Source organism: Cryobacterium gelidum, from assembly GCF_004403985.1.
Lineage (GTDB): Bacteria > Actinomycetota > Actinomycetes > Actinomycetales > Microbacteriaceae > Cryobacterium > Cryobacterium gelidum.
This window is the reverse complement of the sequence record NZ_SOHL01000003.1, coordinates 383,165-403,112: the sequence shown is the minus strand read 5'-3', so window position 1 is coordinate 403,112 and position 19,948 is coordinate 383,165. Positions and strand designations below refer to the sequence as shown.

The 19,948-nt window shown below is 65.1% G+C and carries 16 protein-coding genes; 7 read left to right on the top strand and 9 right to left on the bottom strand.

Annotation, left to right across the window (positions count from 1 at the left end; translation table 11 throughout):
• Nucleotides 1-140 precede the first annotated feature (140 nt).
• Both E3T50_RS02035 and E3T50_RS02030 read left to right on the top strand, forming a co-directional pair.
• Nucleotides 141-2,327 carry a DEAD/DEAH box helicase gene (locus tag E3T50_RS02035; protein WP_134550320.1) on the top strand — a complete coding sequence of 729 codons (2,187 nt, stop codon included), beginning with the start codon at nt 141-143 and terminating at the stop codon, nt 2,325-2,327.
• A 159-nt stretch (nt 2,328-2,486) separates the two neighbouring features.
• Nucleotides 2,487-3,515, top strand: coding sequence for a 6-phosphofructokinase (locus E3T50_RS02030; protein ID WP_134463904.1), 1,029 nt, complete (start codon nt 2,487-2,489; stop codon nt 3,513-3,515).
• A gap of 51 nt (nt 3,516-3,566) precedes the next feature.
• Here E3T50_RS02030 and E3T50_RS02025 read toward each other — a convergent pair whose 3' ends face one another.
• Nucleotides 3,567-3,821: a mycoredoxin gene (locus tag E3T50_RS02025; protein ID WP_134550319.1), complete on the bottom strand. Its 255-nt coding sequence runs from the start codon at nt 3,819-3,821 to the stop codon at nt 3,567-3,569.
• 57 nt (nt 3,822-3,878) lie between these two features.
• Between E3T50_RS02025 and E3T50_RS02020 the strand changes: the two genes are divergently transcribed.
• Nucleotides 3,879-4,352, top strand: coding sequence for an 8-oxo-dGTP diphosphatase (locus tag E3T50_RS02020; RefSeq protein ID WP_134463899.1), 474 nt, complete (start codon nt 3,879-3,881; stop codon nt 4,350-4,352).
• A gap of 224 nt (nt 4,353-4,576) precedes the next feature.
• Here E3T50_RS02020 and E3T50_RS02015 read toward each other — a convergent pair whose 3' ends face one another.
• Nucleotides 4,577-5,854 (bottom strand): uracil-xanthine permease family protein, encoded by a 1,278-nt coding sequence (locus E3T50_RS02015; protein ID WP_134550318.1) that lies wholly within the window; start codon nt 5,852-5,854, stop codon nt 4,577-4,579.
• A gap of 124 nt (nt 5,855-5,978) precedes the next feature.
• On the opposite strand from E3T50_RS02015, the gene E3T50_RS02010 reads away from it, so the two are divergent.
• Together E3T50_RS02010 and E3T50_RS02005 are read left to right on the top strand one after the other, a co-directional pair.
• Nucleotides 5,979-7,550 (top strand): carboxylesterase/lipase family protein, encoded by a 1,572-nt coding sequence (locus tag E3T50_RS02010; protein WP_134550317.1) that lies wholly within the window; start codon nt 5,979-5,981, stop codon nt 7,548-7,550.
• 66 nt (nt 7,551-7,616) lie between these two features.
• Complete coding sequence (locus tag E3T50_RS02005; RefSeq protein ID WP_134550316.1) at nt 7,617-9,101, top strand: NCS2 family permease; 1,485 nt, start codon at nt 7,617-7,619, stop codon at nt 9,099-9,101.
• Nucleotides 9,102-9,161: 60 nt separating this feature from the next.
• Here the strand turns inward: E3T50_RS02005 and E3T50_RS02000 are convergent, their stop codons facing one another.
• Genes E3T50_RS02000 through E3T50_RS01980 form a run of 5 tightly spaced genes read right to left on the bottom strand, consistent with a single transcriptional unit; the run spans nt 9,162 to nt 14,237 of the window.
• The gene (locus E3T50_RS02000; protein ID WP_134550315.1) at nt 9,162-9,926 is read right to left on the bottom strand and encodes a FadR/GntR family transcriptional regulator; all 765 of its coding nucleotides are present in this window, start codon (nt 9,924-9,926) and stop codon (nt 9,162-9,164) included.
• Nucleotides 9,910-10,698: a 3-oxoacyl-ACP reductase gene (locus E3T50_RS01995; protein WP_241990691.1), complete on the bottom strand. Its 789-nt coding sequence runs from the start codon at nt 10,696-10,698 to the stop codon at nt 9,910-9,912. The genes E3T50_RS02000 and E3T50_RS01995 overlap by 17 nt, the downstream gene beginning before the upstream one ends.
• Nucleotides 10,699-10,718: 20 nt before the next feature.
• Nucleotides 10,719-12,080 (bottom strand): aldehyde dehydrogenase family protein, encoded by a 1,362-nt coding sequence (locus E3T50_RS01990; RefSeq protein WP_134550314.1) that lies wholly within the window; start codon nt 12,078-12,080, stop codon nt 10,719-10,721.
• Nucleotides 12,077-12,868, bottom strand: a complete 792-nt coding sequence (locus E3T50_RS01985) for a gamma-glutamyl-gamma-aminobutyrate hydrolase family protein (protein WP_134550313.1) — start codon at nt 12,866-12,868, stop codon at nt 12,077-12,079. The genes E3T50_RS01990 and E3T50_RS01985 overlap by 4 nt, the downstream gene beginning before the upstream one ends.
• The gene (locus E3T50_RS01980) at nt 12,855-14,237 is read right to left on the bottom strand and encodes a glutamine synthetase family protein (RefSeq protein WP_134550312.1); all 1,383 of its coding nucleotides are present in this window, start codon (nt 14,235-14,237) and stop codon (nt 12,855-12,857) included. The genes E3T50_RS01985 and E3T50_RS01980 overlap by 14 nt, the downstream gene beginning before the upstream one ends.
• Before the next feature lie 227 nt (nt 14,238-14,464).
• Between E3T50_RS01980 and E3T50_RS01975 the strand changes: the two genes are divergently transcribed.
• Nucleotides 14,465-16,009: an amino acid permease gene (locus E3T50_RS01975; protein ID WP_134550311.1), complete on the top strand. Its 1,545-nt coding sequence runs from the start codon at nt 14,465-14,467 to the stop codon at nt 16,007-16,009.
• Nucleotides 16,010-16,028: 19 nt separating this feature from the next.
• On the opposite strand, the gene E3T50_RS01970 is transcribed toward E3T50_RS01975, so the two are convergent.
• Complete coding sequence (locus tag E3T50_RS01970; protein WP_134463881.1) at nt 16,029-16,904, bottom strand: fumarylacetoacetate hydrolase family protein; 876 nt, start codon at nt 16,902-16,904, stop codon at nt 16,029-16,031.
• A gap of 9 nt (nt 16,905-16,913) precedes the next feature.
• Nucleotides 16,914-18,485, bottom strand: coding sequence for a DNA-3-methyladenine glycosylase 2 (locus E3T50_RS01965; protein WP_255454253.1), 1,572 nt, complete (start codon nt 18,483-18,485; stop codon nt 16,914-16,916).
• A 74-nt stretch (nt 18,486-18,559) separates the two neighbouring features.
• Between E3T50_RS01965 and E3T50_RS01960 the strand changes: the two genes are divergently transcribed.
• A complete protein-coding gene (locus tag E3T50_RS01960; protein WP_134550310.1) occupies nt 18,560-19,945 on the top strand; it encodes an FAD-binding oxidoreductase in 1,386 nt (461 codons plus the stop codon).
• Nucleotides 19,946-19,948 lie beyond the last annotated feature (3 nt).

The window sequence follows — 19,948 nt, the reverse complement described above, 5'->3', positions numbered from 1 at the left end:
TGACCCATGCTGTGTTTCGTGAATCGGTTGTTTCTGGAATAAACGGCAACAATTTGGGGAATGCGGCGTTTTCGGTAACACCAGAATGCCGTGTCCGGCAAGTTCGGTCCCCGTACCGTGCTGCTTCGAAGTGGAGAACAATGGCTTATTCCCGTACCGATGCCTCGAGCAGCCGGAACAACCTCGGCCGTGGCGGAGTCACCCGCAATCGGGCTCACACGCGTTCCCGTGACGATGACGCGCCCATCATTCCCATTCTCGCCCGCAAGGTGCGGGAGGTCGAAGCGAAGGCGCAGTCCGGCACCAAACTCGGACCCACCAACCGCACGAAATATCAGGTCATCGCCCTGCTCATGCGCGAAGAACGTGCCCGTGTCAAAGGCGACAAGGAACTCTCCGACGGTAACCGAGCAGAGTTGCTCAAACGCCTCGACGGGATCGCTCAGATTCTGGCAAAGACCGCGGCCCGTGACACGAGCCTGATCACCCTGCTCGAGCCCGACGCCGGCGTCTCCACCGTGGCTCAGCGCTTTCGCCGGGACTGGCTGCTCGAATCCGGTGCCGAACTGAGCCCCGACGAACTCATCATCACCCGCGAGCCCGAAGCCCAGCCGGTCGTGCTGCAGAACCAGGTCATTCCGCAGTCGGTGAAGGCCCGTCAGCTGGCCAACCCGTTCCTCGCCCCCGACTTCAGCGCCACTGCCCAACCGATCGTGCACCCGCGAAGGCTTGCCAACTGGGAACTGCTCGGCCCCCTGTTTAAATCGTTCGAGTACGGCTCAGGCGGGCAGGCAGCCAGCATGGACATGCCGGAGGCCCCCCGCCTCGATCGGCTCTCGCCAAGCGGCATGGAGCTCATGCGGCACCAGGCCCGTTTTATTGAGAGCGCTCGTCTGGGGCACCGCAGCTACCTGCTCGCCGACGAGCCGGGTCTCGGCAAAACCGCGCAGAGCCTGCTGGCAGCATCCGTTGCCGATGCCTACCCGCTTTTGGCCATCGTGCCCAACGTGGTCAAGATGAACTGGGCCCGTGAAGTGGAATTGTGGACGCCGAACCGGCGTGCGACCGTCATTCACGGTGACGGTGACAAGCTGGACGCCTTCGCCGATGTCGTCGTGGTGAACTACGACGTCCTGGACCGGCACCTGGCCTGGCTCGGCACCCTCGGCTTCAAGGGGATGGTCGTCGACGAGGCGCACTTCATTAAGAATTTGTCATCTCAGCGGTCCAAACACGTACTCTCGCTGGCCAACCAGATCCGACGGCGTACGCCCGGCGGCAACCCGCTGCTCATGGCGCTCACCGGAACCCCGCTCATCAACGACGTCGACGATTTTCGAGCCATCTGGCAGTTCCTCGGCTGGATCGATGGAGACAAGCCTGCCCCCGCCCTGCTGAAACGCCTGGAAGAGACCGGACTGACCCCGGCCGACATGGGCTTCTATAAGGAAGCCCGCGCCGCCGTCATAGACATGGGCATCGTGCGCCGCCGGAAGGTCGACGTCGCCGCTGATCTGCCGGCCAAGCGCATCGCCGACCTGCCGGTCGAACTGGATGACGACCTCGGCCGTTCCATCCGCCAGGCCGAGCGCGAGCTCGGTGCCCGTCTGGTCACCCGTTATCAAACGCTCGTCGCGGCCAGGTATGCCGGCTCGGGCGGCCCGGCCGTTCCCGACGAAGATCAGCGGGATGCGTACATACGCGCCGTCGCCCACGCCGAGCTCGAAGATTCCAAAGGCCAGACCACCGGCGAAAACGTCTTCACCATGGTGCGCAAGATTGGCCAGGCCAAGGCCGGGCTCGCGGCGGACTATGCAGCGCAGCTGGCACGCTCGGTCGGCAAGGTCGTGTTCTTCGCCAAGCACATCGACGTCATGGACACCGCCGAGGAGATCTTCGCCAAGCGTGACCTGCGCACGGTCTCGTTGCGCGGAGACCAGACCGCGCTGGCCCGGCAAGCCGCGATCGACTCCTTCAACAACGATCCTGAGGTCGCGATCGCGGTCTGCTCGCTCACCGCGGCCGGAGTCGGCGTCAACCTGCAGGCGGCGTCGAACGTCGTGCTCGCTGAACTCAGCTGGACCGCTGCCGAGCAGACCCAGGCCATCGACCGGGTGCACCGTATCGGCCAGGACGAACCGGTCACCGCCTGGCGCATCATCGCCGCCCACACCATCGACGCGCGAATCGCCGACCTGATCGGTAGTAAGCAGGGTCTCGCAGCGCGCGCCCTCGACGGTTCCCAAGAAGAGTACGCGGCGGCCGATTCCGTGCAGACGAGTGCACTCATCTACGTACTCACCCAGGCTCTCGATGGAAAGTTGTAGACCGACCAGCCAGGTCGGCGGGGTACGGCCGATTTGAGTCGGACCTACTCGAGGCACCATGATTGTGGCAATGCCATTGTAAGAACATGGTGTGACCGAGCGCGGGTCACGCCATGACTCGTTTCACGCGACGTGTCCCGCTACCAAGATCGGCCAGATATGAAAATCGGTATTCTCACGAGCGGTGGCGACTGCCCCGGACTGAACGCGGTCATTCGCGGCGCCGTGCTCAAGGGTGTGCGCACCCACGATTTTGAGTTCATCGGAATTCGCAATGGTTGGCGGGGGCTCGTGCAGAACGAGTTCATGCCCCTCGATCGGCACAGTGTGCGCGGTCTGTCCCGCCAGGGTGGCACCATCCTCGGCAGCTCCCGCACCAACCCGTTCGAGGGCGAGAACGGTGGCCCGGCTAACATCCAGCGCACGCTCGACGCCAATGGCATCGATGCCGTCATCGCGATAGGCGGCGAGGGCACGCTCACCGCCGCCCACCGACTCACCGAGGCCGGCCTGAACATCGTCGGGGTGCCCAAGACGATCGACAACGACCTCGAGGCCACCGACTACTCCTTCGGGTTCAATACGGCCGTCGAAATCGCCACCGAGGCCATCGACCGGCTGCGTACCACCGCCGAATCCCACGGACGCTGCATGGTGGTCGAGGTTATGGGACGTCACGTCGGCTGGATCGCCCTGCACTCCGGCATGGCGGGCGGCGCCCATGCCATTCTCATTCCCGAACAACCCAAGTCGATCGATCAGATCTGCGGCTGGGTTGAGCACGTACGCGACCGTGGCCGGGCCCCGGTCATCGTCGTCTCCGAGGGCTTTCTGCTCTCCGGCATGGAGGAAGCGCACTCCACCAAAGGTCTCGACGCCTTCCATCGGCCCCGGCTGGGCGGAATTAGCGAGGTCATCGCCCCGCTCATCGAGGAACGCACCGGCATTGAGAGCCGGGCTACCGTTCTCGGCCACACCCAGCGCGGTGGCGCTCCCTCGGCCTACGACCGCGTGCTGGCCACCCGCCTCGGCATGGCCGCCGTCGACGCGATCCACAACGCGCAGTGGGGGTCGATGGTGTCGCTGCGTGGCACCGAGATCGACGTCGTGAGCATCGCCTCGGCCACTATCGGCCTCAAGCGGGTCTCTCCGGCCCGCTACGACGAGGCCGCCGTTCTTTTCGGCTAGGCCCCGTTACGCAGGTCCGACAATCGCGTGAGGACGGTCGGGTGAGTAGGGTCAGGCGAGTTTAGCCTGCACCTGGGCCAGCGAGGGGTTGGTCGCGGCCGATCCGTCGGGATACAGAATCGTCGGCACGGTCTGGTTGCCGTTGTTGAGGCTCATCACGAGCTCCGGCGTGCCGTCAACCCGCTCGATGTTGACCTCGGTGTATCCGATGCCGGCGGCCTCCAGCTGCTTCTTCAGGCGTTTGCAATAGCCGCACCAATCGGTCGTGAACATGGTGATGGTTCCGGTTGCGGGTACAAAGTCCATGTTCGGAGCATATCCGAGCTGCCTTTGAATTCACTCCGTGCGCGTTAAGCTGGGCCGATGACTTTGCCCCAGGTATGCGTGTGCTATCTCACTCGGCTCTCTCCCGAAGGTAAGCGGCAGGTTTTGCTGGGGCGTAAGAAGAAAGGCCTCGGCGTGGGCAACATAGTCGGCCTCGGCGGCAAGCTCGAAATCGGTGAGAGTGCGGTGGATGCTGCGGTGCGCGAAATCGAGGAGGAATCCGGTCTCGTGGTGGCGGCATCCGCTCTGACCGAACTCGGATTTCTCACCTACCTGTTTCCGCACCGCGAGCAGTGGAGCCAGGAGTCGACCGTGTTCGTCTGCGACGAGTGGTCGGGTACCCCGCGTGAATCGAATGAGCTGAACCCCCTGTGGTTTGACGTCGCGAGCCTGCCGGTTGACGAGATGTGGGACGATGCGCGCCACTGGCTGCCGGGAGTGCTGGCCGGGGTGCCGGTGCGCGCCACGTTCACCTTCGGCGCCGATCTGGAGAGCGTGGTGTCTCGTGCCTGATTCGGCCTCATCATCGTTTTGGTCATCGCGCTCACGCTTATCTTCGACTTCAGCGTGAACGGGCGCGCGAGGCGGCCGCGGCTAACCCGGCTGCCTCTGGGCTGAGGCTCGTGGCAATCTACGGCGGCGACGCCTGCCTCATTCTCTGCGGCGTCTACTTGTCGTGCCGGCCCTGCACCGCTGGTCGTGCCATTTCGCACCGAACCGAACACGTTCGGTGGCCGTTACGCAGTCTTGCGCACCCGACCGAGCCAGGTCATCAGGTGATAGATGACGATGGCGGCGACCGTGCCGAGGGCGATGCCGTTGAAGCTCAGCGCGCCGGCGTTGAGCGTGAAATCGGCGATGCCGATGATGAGCGCGGTCGCGGCCGTGAATTGATTCACCGGCTTCGAGAAGTCGACCTTGTTGTCAAGCCAGATCTTGACGCCGATGACACCGATCAGCCCGTACAACGCCGTTGTGACACCGCCGAGCACACCGTCAGGAATCGTGAAGATGATCGCACCGACCTTGGGGGAGAGGCCGAGCAGAATCGCGACGATTCCGGCCACCCAGTAGGCCGCCGTCGAATAGATGCGGGTTGCTGCCATGACGCCGATGTTCTCGCCGTATGTCGTGGTGCCGCTGCCCCCGCCAAAGCCGGCGAGCATGGTGGCCAGCCCGTCGGCCAGCAGAGCCCGGCCGGTGAGCCGGTTGACTTTCGCACTCGTCATCTGGGCCACCCCCTTGATATGGCCAACATTCTCGGCGATCAGCACGAGCACAACCGGCAGGAAAGCGGGCAGTACCCCAAACACGGCTGCGGGGTTCTCAAACGGATTGGCCGGCGCGATGAACGGCGGCAGGCCGATCCACGCGGCGTCGGCGACCCGGCTGAAATCGACCTCGCCAAAGAAAACCGCCGCGACGTAGCCCACCAGCACACCGAGAAAAATCGACAACCGACCGAGGATGCCGCGAAAGAGCACCGTGCACAAAATGACGGCGACGAGGGTGATCAGCGCGGTGAGCGGTGCCTTGTCGAAGTTCGCCTTAGCGACGGGGGCGAGGTTGAGGCCGATCAGTGCGACGATGGCGCCCGACACGATCGGCGGCATGAGCCGGTCGATCCAGCCGGTGCCGGTGAGCTGCACGATGAGGCCGACGAGGGCGAGCAGCACACCGACGGCCATGATGCCGAACAGGGCGCTTCCCATTCCGGCCGAGGCCGTTGCCGCGGTGATCGGTGCGATGAACGCGAACGATGAGCCGAGGTAGCTGGGTAGTTTGTTGCCGGTGATCAGCAGAAACAGCAGGGTTCCGATGCCGGAGAACAACAGTGTCGTGCTCGGCGGAAAGTCGGTGAGCAGCGGCACCAGAAAGGTCGCACCGAACATGGCGACGACATGCTGCGAGCCGATACCGATGGTCAGGGGCCAGCTCAGTCGCTCGCCCGGGCCGACGACATCTTGCGCCCCGACCGTTTTTCCATCGCCGTGCAGGGTCCAGGGCAGTGCCATGTGCGTTCTCGTCTCGTCTGGTGCGTGATCAGTTCTGTTGCGTGAGCACTGTCGAGCGTAGTGCTAGCGGATACCGCCTCGAGCAAGCTCCCAATGTGCCGGCGCGCCCCATAGACTCGGGCGTATGAGCCAGCTCGCCGATTCCAGCGCCATGGCGGGCCTTGAGGTGCGCGTGGCGACCGGCCTGCTGCGCGGGGTGCGCGAGCGCGGCGTGCTGGCATGGCGGGGTATTCCCTACGCGGCGGCACCGGTTGGCGATCGACGTTTTCGTGCCCCACAGCCGGCGCCCGCCTGGCGCGGCGTGCGCGACGCGAGTGCGTGGGGGCTGGTCGCGCCACAAAGCTACAAGGGCCAGTTTCGTGGCGCTCACCCGCGTATTCCGCAGGGGGAAGATTGCCTCAACCTCAACGTGATCGCGCCCGACGAACGCATGCGACCCGGCGCGCAGGTGCAGGACGACCTCCGACCGGTGATGGTCTTCATTCACGGCGGCGCCTACAGTGTCGGCTCCAGCCGCGAGGTGCCCCGGCAGGGGGAGGGGCTGGTGCGGCGGGGCGGCATCGTCTACGTCAGTGTCAACTACCGACTGGGCGCCCTCGGATACCTGGACTTTTCCCGGTTTGCCACGCCGGAGCATCCGTTTGAGAGCAATCTGGGGCTGCGCGACCAGGTCGCCGCCCTCCAGTGGGTGCGGGACAACATTCGTGCCTTCGGTGGAAACCCGGATGCCGTCACCCTGTTCGGAGAATCGGCCGGCGGTAACGCGGTCACCACCCTGATGACCGTGCCGAGCGCGGCCGGCTTGTTTCACCGGGCCATCGCGCAGAGTGCGCCGCCCAACGCGGTCTACCCGAGCGACCTCACCGCGCGCTGGGCGGGTGAGTTCGTTGACAGCCTGATCGAGGGCAGCGAGCCTGGCCAGTACAGCACCACCGACGCCGCGCGGCTGCTACTCGCCGTCGATCCCACGGTGCTCGCCGCCGCGACGACGGCGCTGACCGTGCGCACGCCGGACCAGGACCCCGGCACGATTCCGCTCTGCCCGGTCATCGATGGTACTTTTCTCCCGGAACGGCCCCTTGATGCCTTTCGCGACGGCCGAGCCACGCGCATTCCGCTGATCATCGGCACCAACGCGCGCGAAGGCTCGCTGTTCAGCGGCCGGATCGACATTCTCGCCACGACGCCCGCGCGCATCCGGGCCATTTTCAAGAAGACCACCAAGAAAGCGAAGAAGGCCCTCAAAGCACAGTATCCGGGCATTCCGGCGCTGCGGGCCGCGCTCGATTTCGGAGGCGATTACTCGTTCTGGTACCCGAGCGTGAAAGTCGGCGAACGCCATTCGCGGTATGCGCCGGTGTACTTCTATCGGTTCGATGCCGCTCCGCGGCTGCTGCGGTTGATGGGCCTCGATGCCACGCACGGGCTCGAACTGTTTCCGCTGTTCGACCGGCTCGACGGCTGGTTCGGCCGCGGTATGACGGCGCTCGGTGGGCGTCGTACCTTTCAGGACATCGCCGCGCGGATGCAGGGCTGGTGGCTTGGCTTTGTGCAAGACGGGGTGCCGTCGGACGCGTGGCCGCGCTACGACGAAACCATGCGTGAGACGCTCATCATCGATCAAACCGACCACGTCGAATCCGACCCGCATCGGGAACGGCGCCTGGCTTGGGGACGGTTCGTGCCGCACGTTTGAACCAGCTGCCCGCCCCGGTCGTAGACTAGAGCCTTGCGTTGAGAGCCACGGCACCGGGAGCACACTATTTCGAACACTAAGACAACCAGCGAAGCGGCATCCCCGCAGCCGGCAGCACGGGGCCTGAAGGCACGTCTCGACGCTTACTTTGAGGTCACCAGCCGCGGCTCCAGCTGGTCCCGAGAATTTCGCGGCGGAGTCGTCACCTTCGTCACGATGGCCTATATCGTCATTCTCAACCCGCTGATTCTTGGCGGGTTCAGCGCCGGTCAGGCCGCCGTCGACGTGGAGGGCGGCTGGCTGCCCAACGAGCAGGTCGCCGCGGTCACCGCACTGACCGCGGGCGTCATGACGATTCTGTTCGGCGTCATCGCCCGACTGCCCTACGGTTTCGCGGCCGGGCTCGGCATCAACTCTTTCCTCGCTGTGAGCGTCGTCGGCCAGGTCACCTGGGCCGAAGCGATGGGCCTCGTCGTCATCAACGGTCTCATCATCGTGCTGCTCGCCTCGACCGGCCTGCGCGAGCTCATCTTCAATGCCATTCCCCGCCAGCTGAAAATCGCCATCACGGTCGGCATCGGTCTGTTCATCGCCTTCATCGGCCTGGTCGACTCTGGCTTCGTGCGGGCCAGCGGCGCGAACTCGCCGCCGGTTCAGCTCGGTGACGCCGGCTCGGTCGCCACCCTGCCGACCGCGGTTTTCGTGGTCGGACTCATCATCATCGGCGTGCTCCTAGCCCGTAAGGTCAAGGCCGCCCTGTTGATCGGCATCGTCGCGACGACGGTCATCGCCGTGATTTTGGAAGCCATCTTCAAGGTCGGCCCCTCACTCGGCACCAACCCGGCCGGCTGGAACCTGAATGCCCCCGTGCTGCCGACGAGTGTCGTTGCCCTGCCCGACCTCGGCCTGATCGGTCAGGTCTCCTTCGGCGCATTCGAGCGCATTGGCATGCTCGCCGCCGTCATGCTCGTATTCACCCTCGTATTCACGAACTTCTTCGACGCCATGGGCACGATGACCGGCCTGGCCAGTGAGGCCGGGCTCGCCGACCAGGACGGCAAGTTTCCGCGACTGAAATCCGCACTGATCGTCGAGGGTATCGGCGCCGTCGCCGGCGGCGCAACCAGCGCCTCTTCGAACACCGTATTCATCGAATCGGGGGCTGGGATCGGTGAGGGCGCGCGCACCGGCGCAGCCAACGTGATCACCGGCATTCTCTTTCTGGCCGCCATGTTCTTCACCCCGCTGACCCAGATCGTGCCGCTTGAAGTGGCCGCCGCCGCCCTCGTCATCGTGGGGGCGCTCATGGTGTCGCAGATTCGCCACCTCGACTTTACCGAGTTCTCGAGCACGCTGCCCATCTTCCTGACCATCATCGTGATGCCGCTGACCTACTCGATCGCCAACGGCATCGGCGCCGGGTTCATCAGCTGGGTGCTCGTGCGGAGCTTCTCGGGCAAGGGTCGCGAGATCAGCCCGCTACTCTGGGTAGTCGCGGTCGGTTTCGTGCTCTACTTCGTGCGCGGCCCGGTCGAGGCACTCATCGGCTGAGTGGCCCAGCGAGCGAATGTTGCGGCTCGCCTGCTCGAGCTGCGGCGACGCCAGAGGGGCCTAATCGAGAAAGCCGCGCAGGAGCAGGGCGGTACCGCTCAGGTGCTCGCGCATGGCCTCGGCCGCGGTATCCGGCCGACCGGTGAGAATCGCGATGACGATCTGTTCGTGCTGCTGATTCGAATGGGCGATGTTGGGCGACAGCAGGGGAATGGCATCGAGCAATTCGTTGACGCGCATCCGCACGTCGGCGAGGAGCGGTACGAGCGACGGCGACCCGGCCAGCTCGCCGATATACAGGTGCAGGCGGGCATCGACACGGCGGTATTCGTCTGCGCCGGCGTTCACGGCCGCTCCGAGGCTGGACCAGAGCAACTCCCGCTCCGGCGGTGTCAGCAACCGGCCGGCGGCGGCGCGGGCAGCGCCGACCTCGAGAATGTCGCGCAGGGTGAGCACATCATCGATCTCCGCGGCAGTGATCGACGGGTGCGGGTCGCCGGCTAGGGGCTCAGTGGCATTCACCCGCGGCGTGGGAATGACCTCGCTGACAAAGGTGCCGCCGTATCGCCCGCGCTTGGGGATCAGGTAGCCAGCCTCGGCCAGCGACCCGATCGCCTCCCGCAGGGTGTCGCGACTGACGCGCAACTTGGCCGCAAGTTCGCGCTCCGGCGGCAGCCGAGCGCCCGGAGCGATAAGGCCCAGGCGCACGGTTTGCAGGAGGCGTTGAACCGTCTCCTCGAACGTGTTGGTGCCCGAGACCGGGCCCAACAGCAGATCACTGTTCAGACCAGCTGTCGGTGTCGGCGCACTACTCTGGCGTGACATAGGCCGAGCTGATGCCACCGTCGACGAGAAAAGTCGAACCGGTTATGAATGATGAATCGTCACTGGCCAGAAAAGCAACGGCCGCCGCGAGTTCCTCGGGTTCGGCGAAGCGACCTACCGGAATATGCACGAGCCTCCGAGCGGCGCGTTCGGGGTCTTTCGCAAACAAGTCCTGCAGCAGCGGTGTGTTGACCGGTCCCGGGCAGAGCGCATTCACGCGAATACCCTGGCGGGCAAACTGTACGCCCAGTTCCCGGCTCATTGCGAGCACTCCGCCCTTGGACGCGGTGTAGGAGATCTGGCTGGTCGCCGAACCCAGAACGGCGACGAAACTTGCCGTGTTGATAATGGAACCGCTGCCCTGCCGAACCATGTGGCGAAGAGCCGCGCGGCAGCAGAGGTACACCGACTTCAGGTTCACGTCTTGCACTTTTTGCCAGGCGGGCAGTTCGGTCGTTTCGATGGAGTCGTCGTCGGGCGGTGAAATTCCTGCGTTATTGAAGGCCACGTCCACCGAACCGTAGGTCTCAAATGCGGTGTCGAAGAGGTGGTCTACCTGCTCCTGATTGGTGACGTCGACCCTCACGAACAGACCCCCCACCAGCAGTGCGGCCGCTTGGCCGGCCTCGTCGTCGAGGTCACCGACGACGACTGTGGCGCCCTCGGCTCTGAAACGTTTCGCGGTGGCCAGACCGATGCCGCTGGCCCCGCCGGTGATGACGGCGATCTTGCCGGCCAGGCGCTGGGTCAGGTCGATGGGAGTGATGCTCACAGGTTCTCCTTAGTGTGGGACTAGTCCGCCGCGATGAAAACGTTCTTGGTTTCGGTGAAGTTCAGGGGCGCATCCGGCCCCAGCTCCCGACCGAGTCCGGATTGCTTGAACCCGCCGAAGGGGGTCGAGTAGCGCACCGAGGAGTGCGAATTGATCGACAGATTGCCCGATTCGACCCCCCGTGCCACGCGAATGGCTCGGCCGACATCGCGAGTCCAGATCGACCCGGACAGTCCGTACGGGGAATCGTTCGCCAGCGTCACAGCGTCGTCTTCGTCGTGGAAGGGCAGCACGGTCACAACCGGGCCGAAGATCTCCTCGGTCACACATCGGTCCGTGCGGCTCGGGGGGAGCAGCACTGTCGGAGCCATCCAGAATCCGGCACCGGTCGGAGCGCTGCCGCGGAAGGCGATCGGTGCGTCCTCCGGCAGATACGCCGAGACGAAAGCGTGGTGCTGGCGGGAGACGAGGGGCCCCATCTCGGTGACCGGGTCGGTCGGGTCGCCGACCCGCACCGCGGCCACGGCCGGTTCGAGCAGCTCCATGAATCGATCCATCGCGCTGGCCTGCACCAGGATTCGGCTTCGAGCGCAGCAATCCTGTCCCGCATTCTCAAACACGCCGGACGGCGCCGCGGCGGCCGCACGTTCCAGATCCGCATCGGCGAAGACGATATTGGCGCTCTTGCCGCCCAGTTCGAGCGTTACCCGCTTGACCTGGTCCGCGCAACCGGCCATGATCTGCTTGCCGACGGCGGTCGAGCCGGTGAACACGATTTTGCGAACGTCGGGGTGCGTCACGAACCGTGTTCCCACGACCGAACCACGACCCGGCAGTACCTGGAACAGTCCCTCCGGCAGCCCGGCTTCGAGGGCGAGTTCACCCAGACGGATGCTCGACAGCGGTGTCCACTCCGCCGGCTTCAACACCACGGCGTTGCCGGCAGCGAGGGCCGGCGCGAAGCCCCAGGCGCCGATCGTCATCGGAAAGTTCCACGGGGTGATCACTCCGACGACGCCGAGCGGTTCGTGAAAGGTGAGATCGATACCGCCAGCGACCGGAATCTGTTGGCCGAAAAGTCGCTCAGGTGCCGCCGCATAATACTCGAGAACATCACGCACATGCCCGGCTTCCCAGCGCGCTTGCGTGATCGGATGCCCAGAATTGCGCACCTCGATCCCGGCCAGGTTTTCTCGGTCACCGTCCACGACCTGGGCGAATCGGCGCAAGACGCGGGACTTGTCGGCGGGAGCCACGCGCGCCCACAGCTTTTGGGCTTGGACGGCGCGGGCGATCGCCTCGTCTGTTTCGTCCCGGCTCAGGTGTTCGACGGTTTCACCGAGCGATTCATCGGCCGGGTTGACGACGGTGTAGCTGCTCATGCTGTTGCGTCTCCTTCCTCGTAGAGTGCGCGCCTGGACGCGCGCGCCTCTGCTGCGCGGTAGCCGCGGGCGGCACTGACCAGTCCGGTGAAGAGGCGAAGGTCGTCGGGCGCCTGCTCCGGATGCCATTGCACGGCCACCCCGAACGGCACAGTCGTGAGCTCGATCGCCTGCACAATGCCGGCATGCGTTGTGGCCGTCACCCGCAGCCCTTCGGCGACGCGGTCGATGGCCTGGTGGTGGTACACCGGCACCCCGGGCAGCAGGGTTTGGCCGCCGAGAAGCGTACTGAGCGTCGAGTCCGGTTCAACGGCAACGTCGACGACGTTGAACACACCATTGCCAGCCTGATAGGTCGTGTTGCCGATCAGATCGGGCAGATGCTGGTGCAGGCTGCCGCCGAGGGCGATATTGAGCATTTGCGCTCCCCGACAAATGCCGAGGAACGGCAGCTCGCGAGCGATGGCCTGGTGCAGCAGGACATCCTCCCAGGCGTCTCGGTCGGGTCGGGGGTCGTCGGTGTGGGCGTGCCGATGCTGCCCGTAGCGGGCCGGGTCGACGTCTTTCCCGCCGGTGATGATCAGGGCGTCGAGCCCGTCGAGCACGCGATTGGCGATGGCGGCGCTCACCGGCTGTGGGGGTAACAGTACGGCTATGCCGCCAGCGCGCGTGATCGCGTCGAAGTACACGCGCGGCAGAATCGCGGCTGGTACATCCCAGACCCCCGTCTGGGCTTGTTCCAGATACGTGGTCAGGCCGATGACCGGTCCGGCGTCAGAGTCGCTCAAATCCGCGCACCCGCTCCCAGTCGGTCACGGCGGCGTCGTAAGACTCCACCTCTATGCGGGCGTTGTTCAGGTAGTGGTCGACGACCTCGTCACCGAAGGCCTCACGGGCCACAATGGAACCGGCGAACAGTTCGGCCGATTCGCGCAGGGAAGACGGAACTCGCGGCACGTCGCTGGTGTACGCATTCCCCTGGTACGCAGGTTCCAGTTCAAGTTCGTGCTCGATGCCGTAGAGGCCGGCCGCGATCAGGGCGGCAACGGCCAGATATTGGTTGACGTCGCCCCCTGGCACCCGGTTCTCCACCCGCAGAGCAGGGCCGTGCCCGACGACGCGCAGCGCGCAGGTTCGATTGTCGAAGCCCCAGGCCAGCGCGGTCGGCGCGAAACTGCCCAGAACGTAACGTTTGTACGAGTTGATGTTGGGTGCGGAGAACAACGTCAGTTCACGCATGAGGGTGAGCTGTCCGGCCAGGAAGTGTCGGAACAACTTCGACATACCGTTCTCGGCCTCCGGGTCGTGAAAGACCGGTTCGCCACCCGGGCCCTGCAAGCTGATGTGGATATGGCAGCTGTTGCCCTCGCGCTCGTTGAACTTGGCCATAAAAGTAAGGCTCTTGCCGTGCGCGTCGGCGATCTCCTTCGCGCCACTCTTGTAGACGGAATGATTGTCACAGGTTGCCAGTGCCGTCGCATACCGAAACCCGATCTCCTGCTGCCCGAGATTACATTCGCCTTTCACTCCTTCGCAGTACATGCCCGCGCCGTCCATGGCCAGACGAATATCGCGCAGCAGCGGTTCCATTCGCGTCGACGCCAGCAGCGAGTAATCGATGTTGTAGTCGCTGGCGGGGGTGAGGCCGTGGTACCCCTTTTTCCACGCCTCGCGATACCCGTCGTCGAAGATGATGAACTCGAGCTCGGTCGCGCAAAATGGAGTGAGACCGTGTTCGGCCAGTCGATCCAATTGCCGACGCAAAATCTGGCGTGGCGAGGCGAGCACGGGTTTTTCATCGAGCCAGTGCAGGTCGGCGGTGACCAGGGCGGTTCCGGGGAGCCAGGGAGCCAGGCGCAGCGTGTCGAGGTCGGGAATCATGGCCATGTCGCCGTAGCCGTGCGACCAGCTCGACGTGGAGTAGCCCTCGACGGTGTTCATTTCCACGTCGACGGCGAGAAGGTAATTGCAACATTCCGCGCCATGCGCGGCCGCATCCTCCAGGAACAGCCGAGCGGAGAGTCGTTTACCCACGAGGCGGCCCTGCATATCCGTGAACGCGACGATCACCGTGTCGATCTCGCGCCGGGAAACCAGAACGGTCAATTCGTCGAGGGTCAGGTTTCCGGATCGAGTAGCCACTGAGCTTCTCCTCATTGAGCGGGTCAAGGGATAGAGCGGGTCAATCGTGCGATTTTCCACCATTAGACCACACTTCGCCCGCGCAAAGTGCGGCACTACTGCCTGGATCGAGGTCCTCAATTTTTCTCAAAGGTATATACACCGCACCATTCAGCCCCTAGCATCATGGCAACCTCACTGAACGATTGCTCCCCGACCGCAGTTTTCGCCATCGGGCGCGCAACGAGCGAAAAGGAATTGAGATGTCCAAAGACACCTTGAAAGTTTCAGGCGTGAAGTACAGCACGGCGCAGGCTGGATATTTTGAGAAGCGCCGGCTGACCCGCAGTGCCGGCATCTGGGGCCTGTGGGGTCTGGCCGTGGCAGCGGTGATCTCCGGGGACTTTTCGGGCTGGAATTTCGGTATCGACTTTGCCGGTTTTGGCGGAATGTTGATCGCCTTCCTGGTTCTCATCGTCATGTATTACGGCATGATCTTCAGCATCGGTGAGATGGCGGCAGCTATGCCGCACACCGGCGGGGCCTACTCGTTTGCCCGAGCGGCAATGGGGCCCTGGGGCGGATTCGTCACGGGGCTCGCCGAGACCATCGAATACGTGGCGACCACTGCGGTCATCGTGTATTTCTCCGCCTCCTACGCCGACGGAATAACGCAGGAACTTCTCGGCATCTCCCTGCCGCCGTGGCTGTGGTGGGTCATTCTGTATGTGGCCTTCATCGCTCTGAACGCTGCCGGGGCGGCCATATCCTTCAAATTCGCCATTGTCGTGGCGATCATCTCCATCGCCATTCTGTTGGTGTTTTCGGCCATGGCCGCCTTCTCGGGCTTGTTCAGCTGGGACCGTCTTTTCAACATCGCGCCGGATGCCGGCCAGAGCGCATTCCTGCCCCACGGGATCATTCCGATCCTGTTCGCTCTGCCGTACGCCATGTGGTTCTTCCTGGGCATCGAGGAACTTCCACTGGCCGCCGAGGAATCGCACAATCCGGTGCGAGATATTCCGCGTGCCGGCCTCATTGCCCGCACCACGCTGATCGTCACCGGGCTGCTCGTCTTGTTTCTCAATACCGGCGTAGTCGGCGCTTCCGAGATTGCCGGATCGAGCGAGCCCTTGCTCGATGGGTTTCGGGCTATCGTGGGCGACGGCGCCGCAGCGGTGCTGGCCCTGTTCGCGTTGATCGGGCTTCTGGCATCCTTGCAGGGGATCATGTTCGCCTACGGACGCAACATGTACTCGCTGTCTCGGGCCGGTTATTACCCCAAATTCTTGTCGCTCACGGGAAAGCGACAGACTCCGGCCATCGCCCTGCTGGTGGGTGCGATTATCGGTTTTGTGGCGCTTGTGCTGGTCGATTCGCTCGGCGGGGCCGGGGGCGTCGCCGGTGCTATCGTGCTCAACATAGCCGTCTGGGGCGCTGTGGTCGCCTACGTGCTGCAGATGGTTTCCTTTGTGCTGTTGCGCAGAAGGTTTCCGAACGCCAGCCGCCCCTACCGCAGCCCGTGGGGGGTTCCCGGAGCTGTTATCGCCGGCATCCTCTCAGTAGCGATCTTCTTCGGATTTTTCATCAACGAGCCGGCCCGGCCAGCGATTGCGGCTATTGCCGTGGTCTACGTCGTCATGCTGGCGGCATTTGCCATCTGGGGGCGCAAACGGCTGGTCCTCTCGCCCGAGGAGCAATACGCGGTTTCGGGCGGATTGCACCGAGACCCGCAAGCGGATGGCTACGGCGGCATCGTCGAGGACGAGCTGCTCGCCCTCGACGGCAAGGACGACCCCCGACTTTGACGAGCTGAAGTGAGCGCGGCTAGATTTCGCGGCAGTGCGTGGTGAGCATGCCGATCTTGTCGATCGAAATGGTTACGGTCGACCCTTCGCCGAGGAAGATCGGGGGTTTGCGGCTGTAACCGGCACCCCCCGGGCTGCCGGTGGAGATCAGCGTTCCGGGCAGCAGTGTAGACGTTTTCGAGAGGTAGGAGATGATCTCCGCGACCGTGCGCACCATGTCGCCGCTCGACGCGTCCTGCAGAATGCGACCGTCGACGTGGGTGGTCAGCCAAAGGTTCTGTGGGTCACCGATCTCATCGGCGGTGACCACGAGCGGGCCGGTTGGGGTGAATCCGTCGAAGGACTTGCAGCGCGACCACTGTGCCTCGGAGAACTGCAGGTCGCGCGCGGTGATGTCGTTGACGACCGTGTAACCGAAGACATAGTCCAGGGCGTCGGCGACCGACACGTTGCGGGCCGGACGGCCGATGATGACGCCGAGTTCGGCTTCGTAATCGACCTGGGTGGTGAGGTCGCGCGGCCAGGTGATGGTTGAGCCGTGCCCGGTGAGCGAGTTCGGCCAGAGCGAGAACACGGTCGCCGACGTTTCGAGGCGCAAGCTCAGCTCGGAGGAATGGGCGGCATAATTGGCGCCGATCGCGATGATCTGTGGCGGTCGGAGCACCGCGGAGGAGTGCCGCAGTTCGTCGACCGGGGTCAGTACGGCACCGTTGGAGACGGCGTCCAGGCTGATCGCGCGGATGCGTTCATACCCGGCGTCGCCCCGTTCGAGCAGGTCTTGCAGGTCGCGGGGGGCGTCGTCCGTGACGTCGTCGAGAAACAGTGCCGCATCGTCGAAGATCACGGCCAATCGTGGAACGGAGGAGCCGTCAACTCTCAGATGCGCAAATTTCACTCTTCTAGGCTAGCTGGCCCTGCCCCGGGGTCGCCCTGTGGGGTACTCCAACCCTCGAACGGTCTGCTTGGAGGATATCGGGGAAGTCGCCAGCCACAGGTGCATTCCGGCATAGCTGCGCCACGGAGCCCAGTCGGCCCCGCGGGCAGCCAGAGCACGCTGTTCACCGGTGAGCCCGAAACGGACGGCACCCTGCCGCAGTGCCAGGTCACTCGTCAGCAGAATGTCGGGGCTACCGAGCACCCGCATAGCCACATACCCGGCCGTCCACGGTCCGATCCCGGGCAGCGCTACGAGGCTGGCCTCCAGCTCGGCGCGCGTCTGCCCGAACGACAGCGCCAGATCGCCCGATGTCAGAGCCTGCGCGACCCGCAGAATGGTCTCGATGCGGGCACCCGGCCCGCGCAGGACCGCGCGACCGCCCGCGGCGATCTGCGCCGGCGTGGGAAACACCAGCCGCGGCTCCGGGCCGGGCAGACGCTCACCGAGTGCGTCGGCCAGTCGCGTCAGCGCGGTGCGGGCGGCTGCGACCGAGATCTGCTGCCCGATCAGCGCCCGAAAAAGTGTCTCCTCGGGATCCATGCTGCCCGGCACGCGGATACCCGGGGTCTGGGTGACGGATGCAGCCAGCGCCGGGTCTGCCCCGAGGTGACGGTCGATCGCCGATGCATCGGCATCGAGATCGAACAGGCGGCGCACCCGGCTGACCAGCGGTGCCAGATCGGCGAGATGCGCGAGACGGATGCTGCAGGCCAGCGCGGGGGCCGCCTCCGTTCCCGACAGGGTCACCTCAACCGCGGCCGTGCCGTGCGGCAACCGCACGGTGCGGGCGTAGCTCGTGCCGGTGGCGCTCTCGACGCCGGGCAGCGCGCGCGTGCCGAGAAACCGCAGCACGCCGGCACCGTCGAACGGTGCCCGTGCCGGCAGCTGCAGCGTGATTCTGGTTTCGGCCTGATCGACGACCGGAGCGGCGTGCTCAGGCGCTGTCCGCCGGGCAGCGCGCACTTCGGACGGGGTACGTTCGTACACGGCGACGACGGTGTCGTTGAACTGGCGCACACTGCCAAACCCGGCGGCGAAGGCCACGTCGGTGATCGGCAGGTCGGTGCTCAGCAAGAGCAGGCGGGCGGTCTGCGCACGATGAGCCCGGGCGAGCGCGAGCGGACCGGCACCGAGCTCGGCGACGAGCACTCGGGTGAGATGGCGCGGAGTGTAGCCGAGCCGGGCGGCGAGGCCCGGAACACCATCACGCTCCACGACACCGTCAGAAATGAGTCGCATCGATCGGGCGGCGAGATCGTCTCGCATGTTCCAGGCGGGGGAGCCGGGTACCGCGTCGGGCAGGCAGCGTTTGCAGGCCCGCAGCCCGGCATCATGGGCGGCCGCAACCGTGAGGTAGAACGAGACATTGCCGGGTTTGGGCGTGGTAGCCGGGCAGCTCGGCCGGCAGTAGATTCCGGTCGTGTGCACGCCGGTGATGAACTGGCCGTCGAACCGGGTGTCTCGCGAACACATGATGCGGTAACGCTCGGCGAAGACCGGGTCGGTCAGCCCGGTCCGGGTGGCGGGAGAGGTGGTCACCCCTTGAGCCTGCCACGCGTGGCCGCCCCAGGGTAGCGAAAATCAGACATGGAACGGCTCGATAGGCTGGTGCGATGAACGCACTGCTGCGCCTCCAGTCCGAGCTCGGACGTCTCGTCAGCGTCGACCCCCAGGACTTGGCGGCCAGCCGCACCGACAAGTCTGGCTGGGTGGCCGACGGCACACCGCTCGCCGTCGTTCGCGCCACGACGGTGGGCCACGTTCAAGCGGTGCTGCGCATAGCAACCGAATTTCGGGTGCCGGTGGTAACCCGCGGCGCCGGAACCGGCCTGGCGGGCGGTGCCTGCGGCACCGACGGTTCCATCGTGTTGAGTGTGGCCGGACTGGGCCGCATCCTCGAGATCAACCCCGACGACGAACTCGCCGTCGTCGAAGCGGGCGTGATCAATCAGCACCTCAACGACGTGCTCGCGCAGCAGAACCTCTGGTTCGCCCCAGACCCGGCCAGCAAAGCCATCTCCACCGTCGGTGGCAACATCGCCACGAACGCCGGCGGCTTGCTGTGCGCCAAATACGGGGTCACCCGGGAGGCGGTACTCGGCCTGACCGTCGTGCTCGCCGACGGCAGCCTGCTGCACACCGGGCATCGCACAGTCAAGGGCGTCACCGGCTACGACCTCACCGCGCTGCTGACCGGATCCGAGGGCACACTCGGGGTCATCGTCGAGGCGACCGTGCGGGTGCGGTCGCTGACCCCGGGCACGGTAGCCACGATCGGTGCGGTCTTTGAGACGGTCACGGCGGCGGCCGCAGCCAGCGCTGCCGTCACGGCTGCACGCATTCGTCCCGCCATCATGGAACTGATCGACCCGGTCGCACTCGGTCTGGTCGCCACCTACCTTGGGCCAGAAGGCTCGGCCGGACTGCCGTTGGGGCGGGGTGCGTTTCTGCTCGTGCAGACCGACGGCCCGGCAGCGCTCGCCGAGGCCGAGGCGGCTCTGGCGGTATTGCGGGCCGCCGGTGGGGAAGCCAGCCTGTCCACGGATGCTGCCTCGGGCGAGCGCCTGCTGGCCATTCGCCGTGCCATGCACCCGGCCCTGGAGCAGTTCGGTCGGGTGCTCATCGAAGACGTGGCGGTGCCACGCTCGCGCATGGCCGAAATGTTCGCCGCGATCGCTGAGATCAGCGCCCGCACCGGCATCGCCATTCCTACGGTCGCCCACGCCGGCGACGGCAACCTGCATCCCAACTTCGTCATTCCGCGCGGCGACACTGCGGATGCGTCGGTGCCCGAGGAAATTTGGGCGGCCGCTGATGAGCTGTTCCAGGCGGCGCTCGCCCTCGGCGGCACGCTCACCGGCGAACACGGCGTCGGCGTTCTGAAGCGTCGCTGGCTGCAGGGCGAGATCGGCGACACGAGCCTCGCCTTGCAACGCCAGCTTAAAGCGGTCTTTGACCCGTTGGGTATTCTGAACCCCGGCACCATGTTCGACGCCTGAGTG

What these genes read in the sequence shown, in the direction of transcription:
- E3T50_RS02030 (WP_134463904.1), top strand. Translation starts at nt 2,487, where the DNA reads ATGAAAATCGGTATTCTCACGAGCGGTGGCGACTGCCCCGGACTGAAC.
- E3T50_RS02020 (WP_134463899.1), top strand. Translation starts at nt 3,879, where the DNA reads ATGACTTTGCCCCAGGTATGCGTGTGCTATCTCACTCGGCTCTCTCCC.
- E3T50_RS02035 (WP_134550320.1), top strand. Translation starts at nt 141, where the DNA reads ATGGCTTATTCCCGTACCGATGCCTCGAGCAGCCGGAACAACCTCGGC.
- E3T50_RS01980 (WP_134550312.1), bottom strand. Translation starts at nt 14,237, where the DNA reads ATGAGGAGAAGCTCAGTGGCTACTCGATCCGGAAACCTGACCCTCGAC.
- E3T50_RS02010 (WP_134550317.1), top strand. Translation starts at nt 5,979, where the DNA reads ATGAGCCAGCTCGCCGATTCCAGCGCCATGGCGGGCCTTGAGGTGCGC.
- E3T50_RS02000 (WP_134550315.1), bottom strand. Translation starts at nt 9,926, where the DNA reads ATGTCACGCCAGAGTAGTGCGCCGACACCGACAGCTGGTCTGAACAGT.
- E3T50_RS01960 (WP_134550310.1), top strand. Translation starts at nt 18,560, where the DNA reads ATGAACGCACTGCTGCGCCTCCAGTCCGAGCTCGGACGTCTCGTCAGC.
- E3T50_RS02025 (WP_134550319.1), bottom strand. Translation starts at nt 3,821, where the DNA reads ATGGACTTTGTACCCGCAACCGGAACCATCACCATGTTCACGACCGAT.
- E3T50_RS01990 (WP_134550314.1), bottom strand. Translation starts at nt 12,080, where the DNA reads ATGAGCAGCTACACCGTCGTCAACCCGGCCGATGAATCGCTCGGTGAA.
- E3T50_RS02015 (WP_134550318.1), bottom strand. Translation starts at nt 5,854, where the DNA reads ATGGCACTGCCCTGGACCCTGCACGGCGATGGAAAAACGGTCGGGGCG.
- E3T50_RS01975 (WP_134550311.1), top strand. Translation starts at nt 14,465, where the DNA reads ATGTCCAAAGACACCTTGAAAGTTTCAGGCGTGAAGTACAGCACGGCG.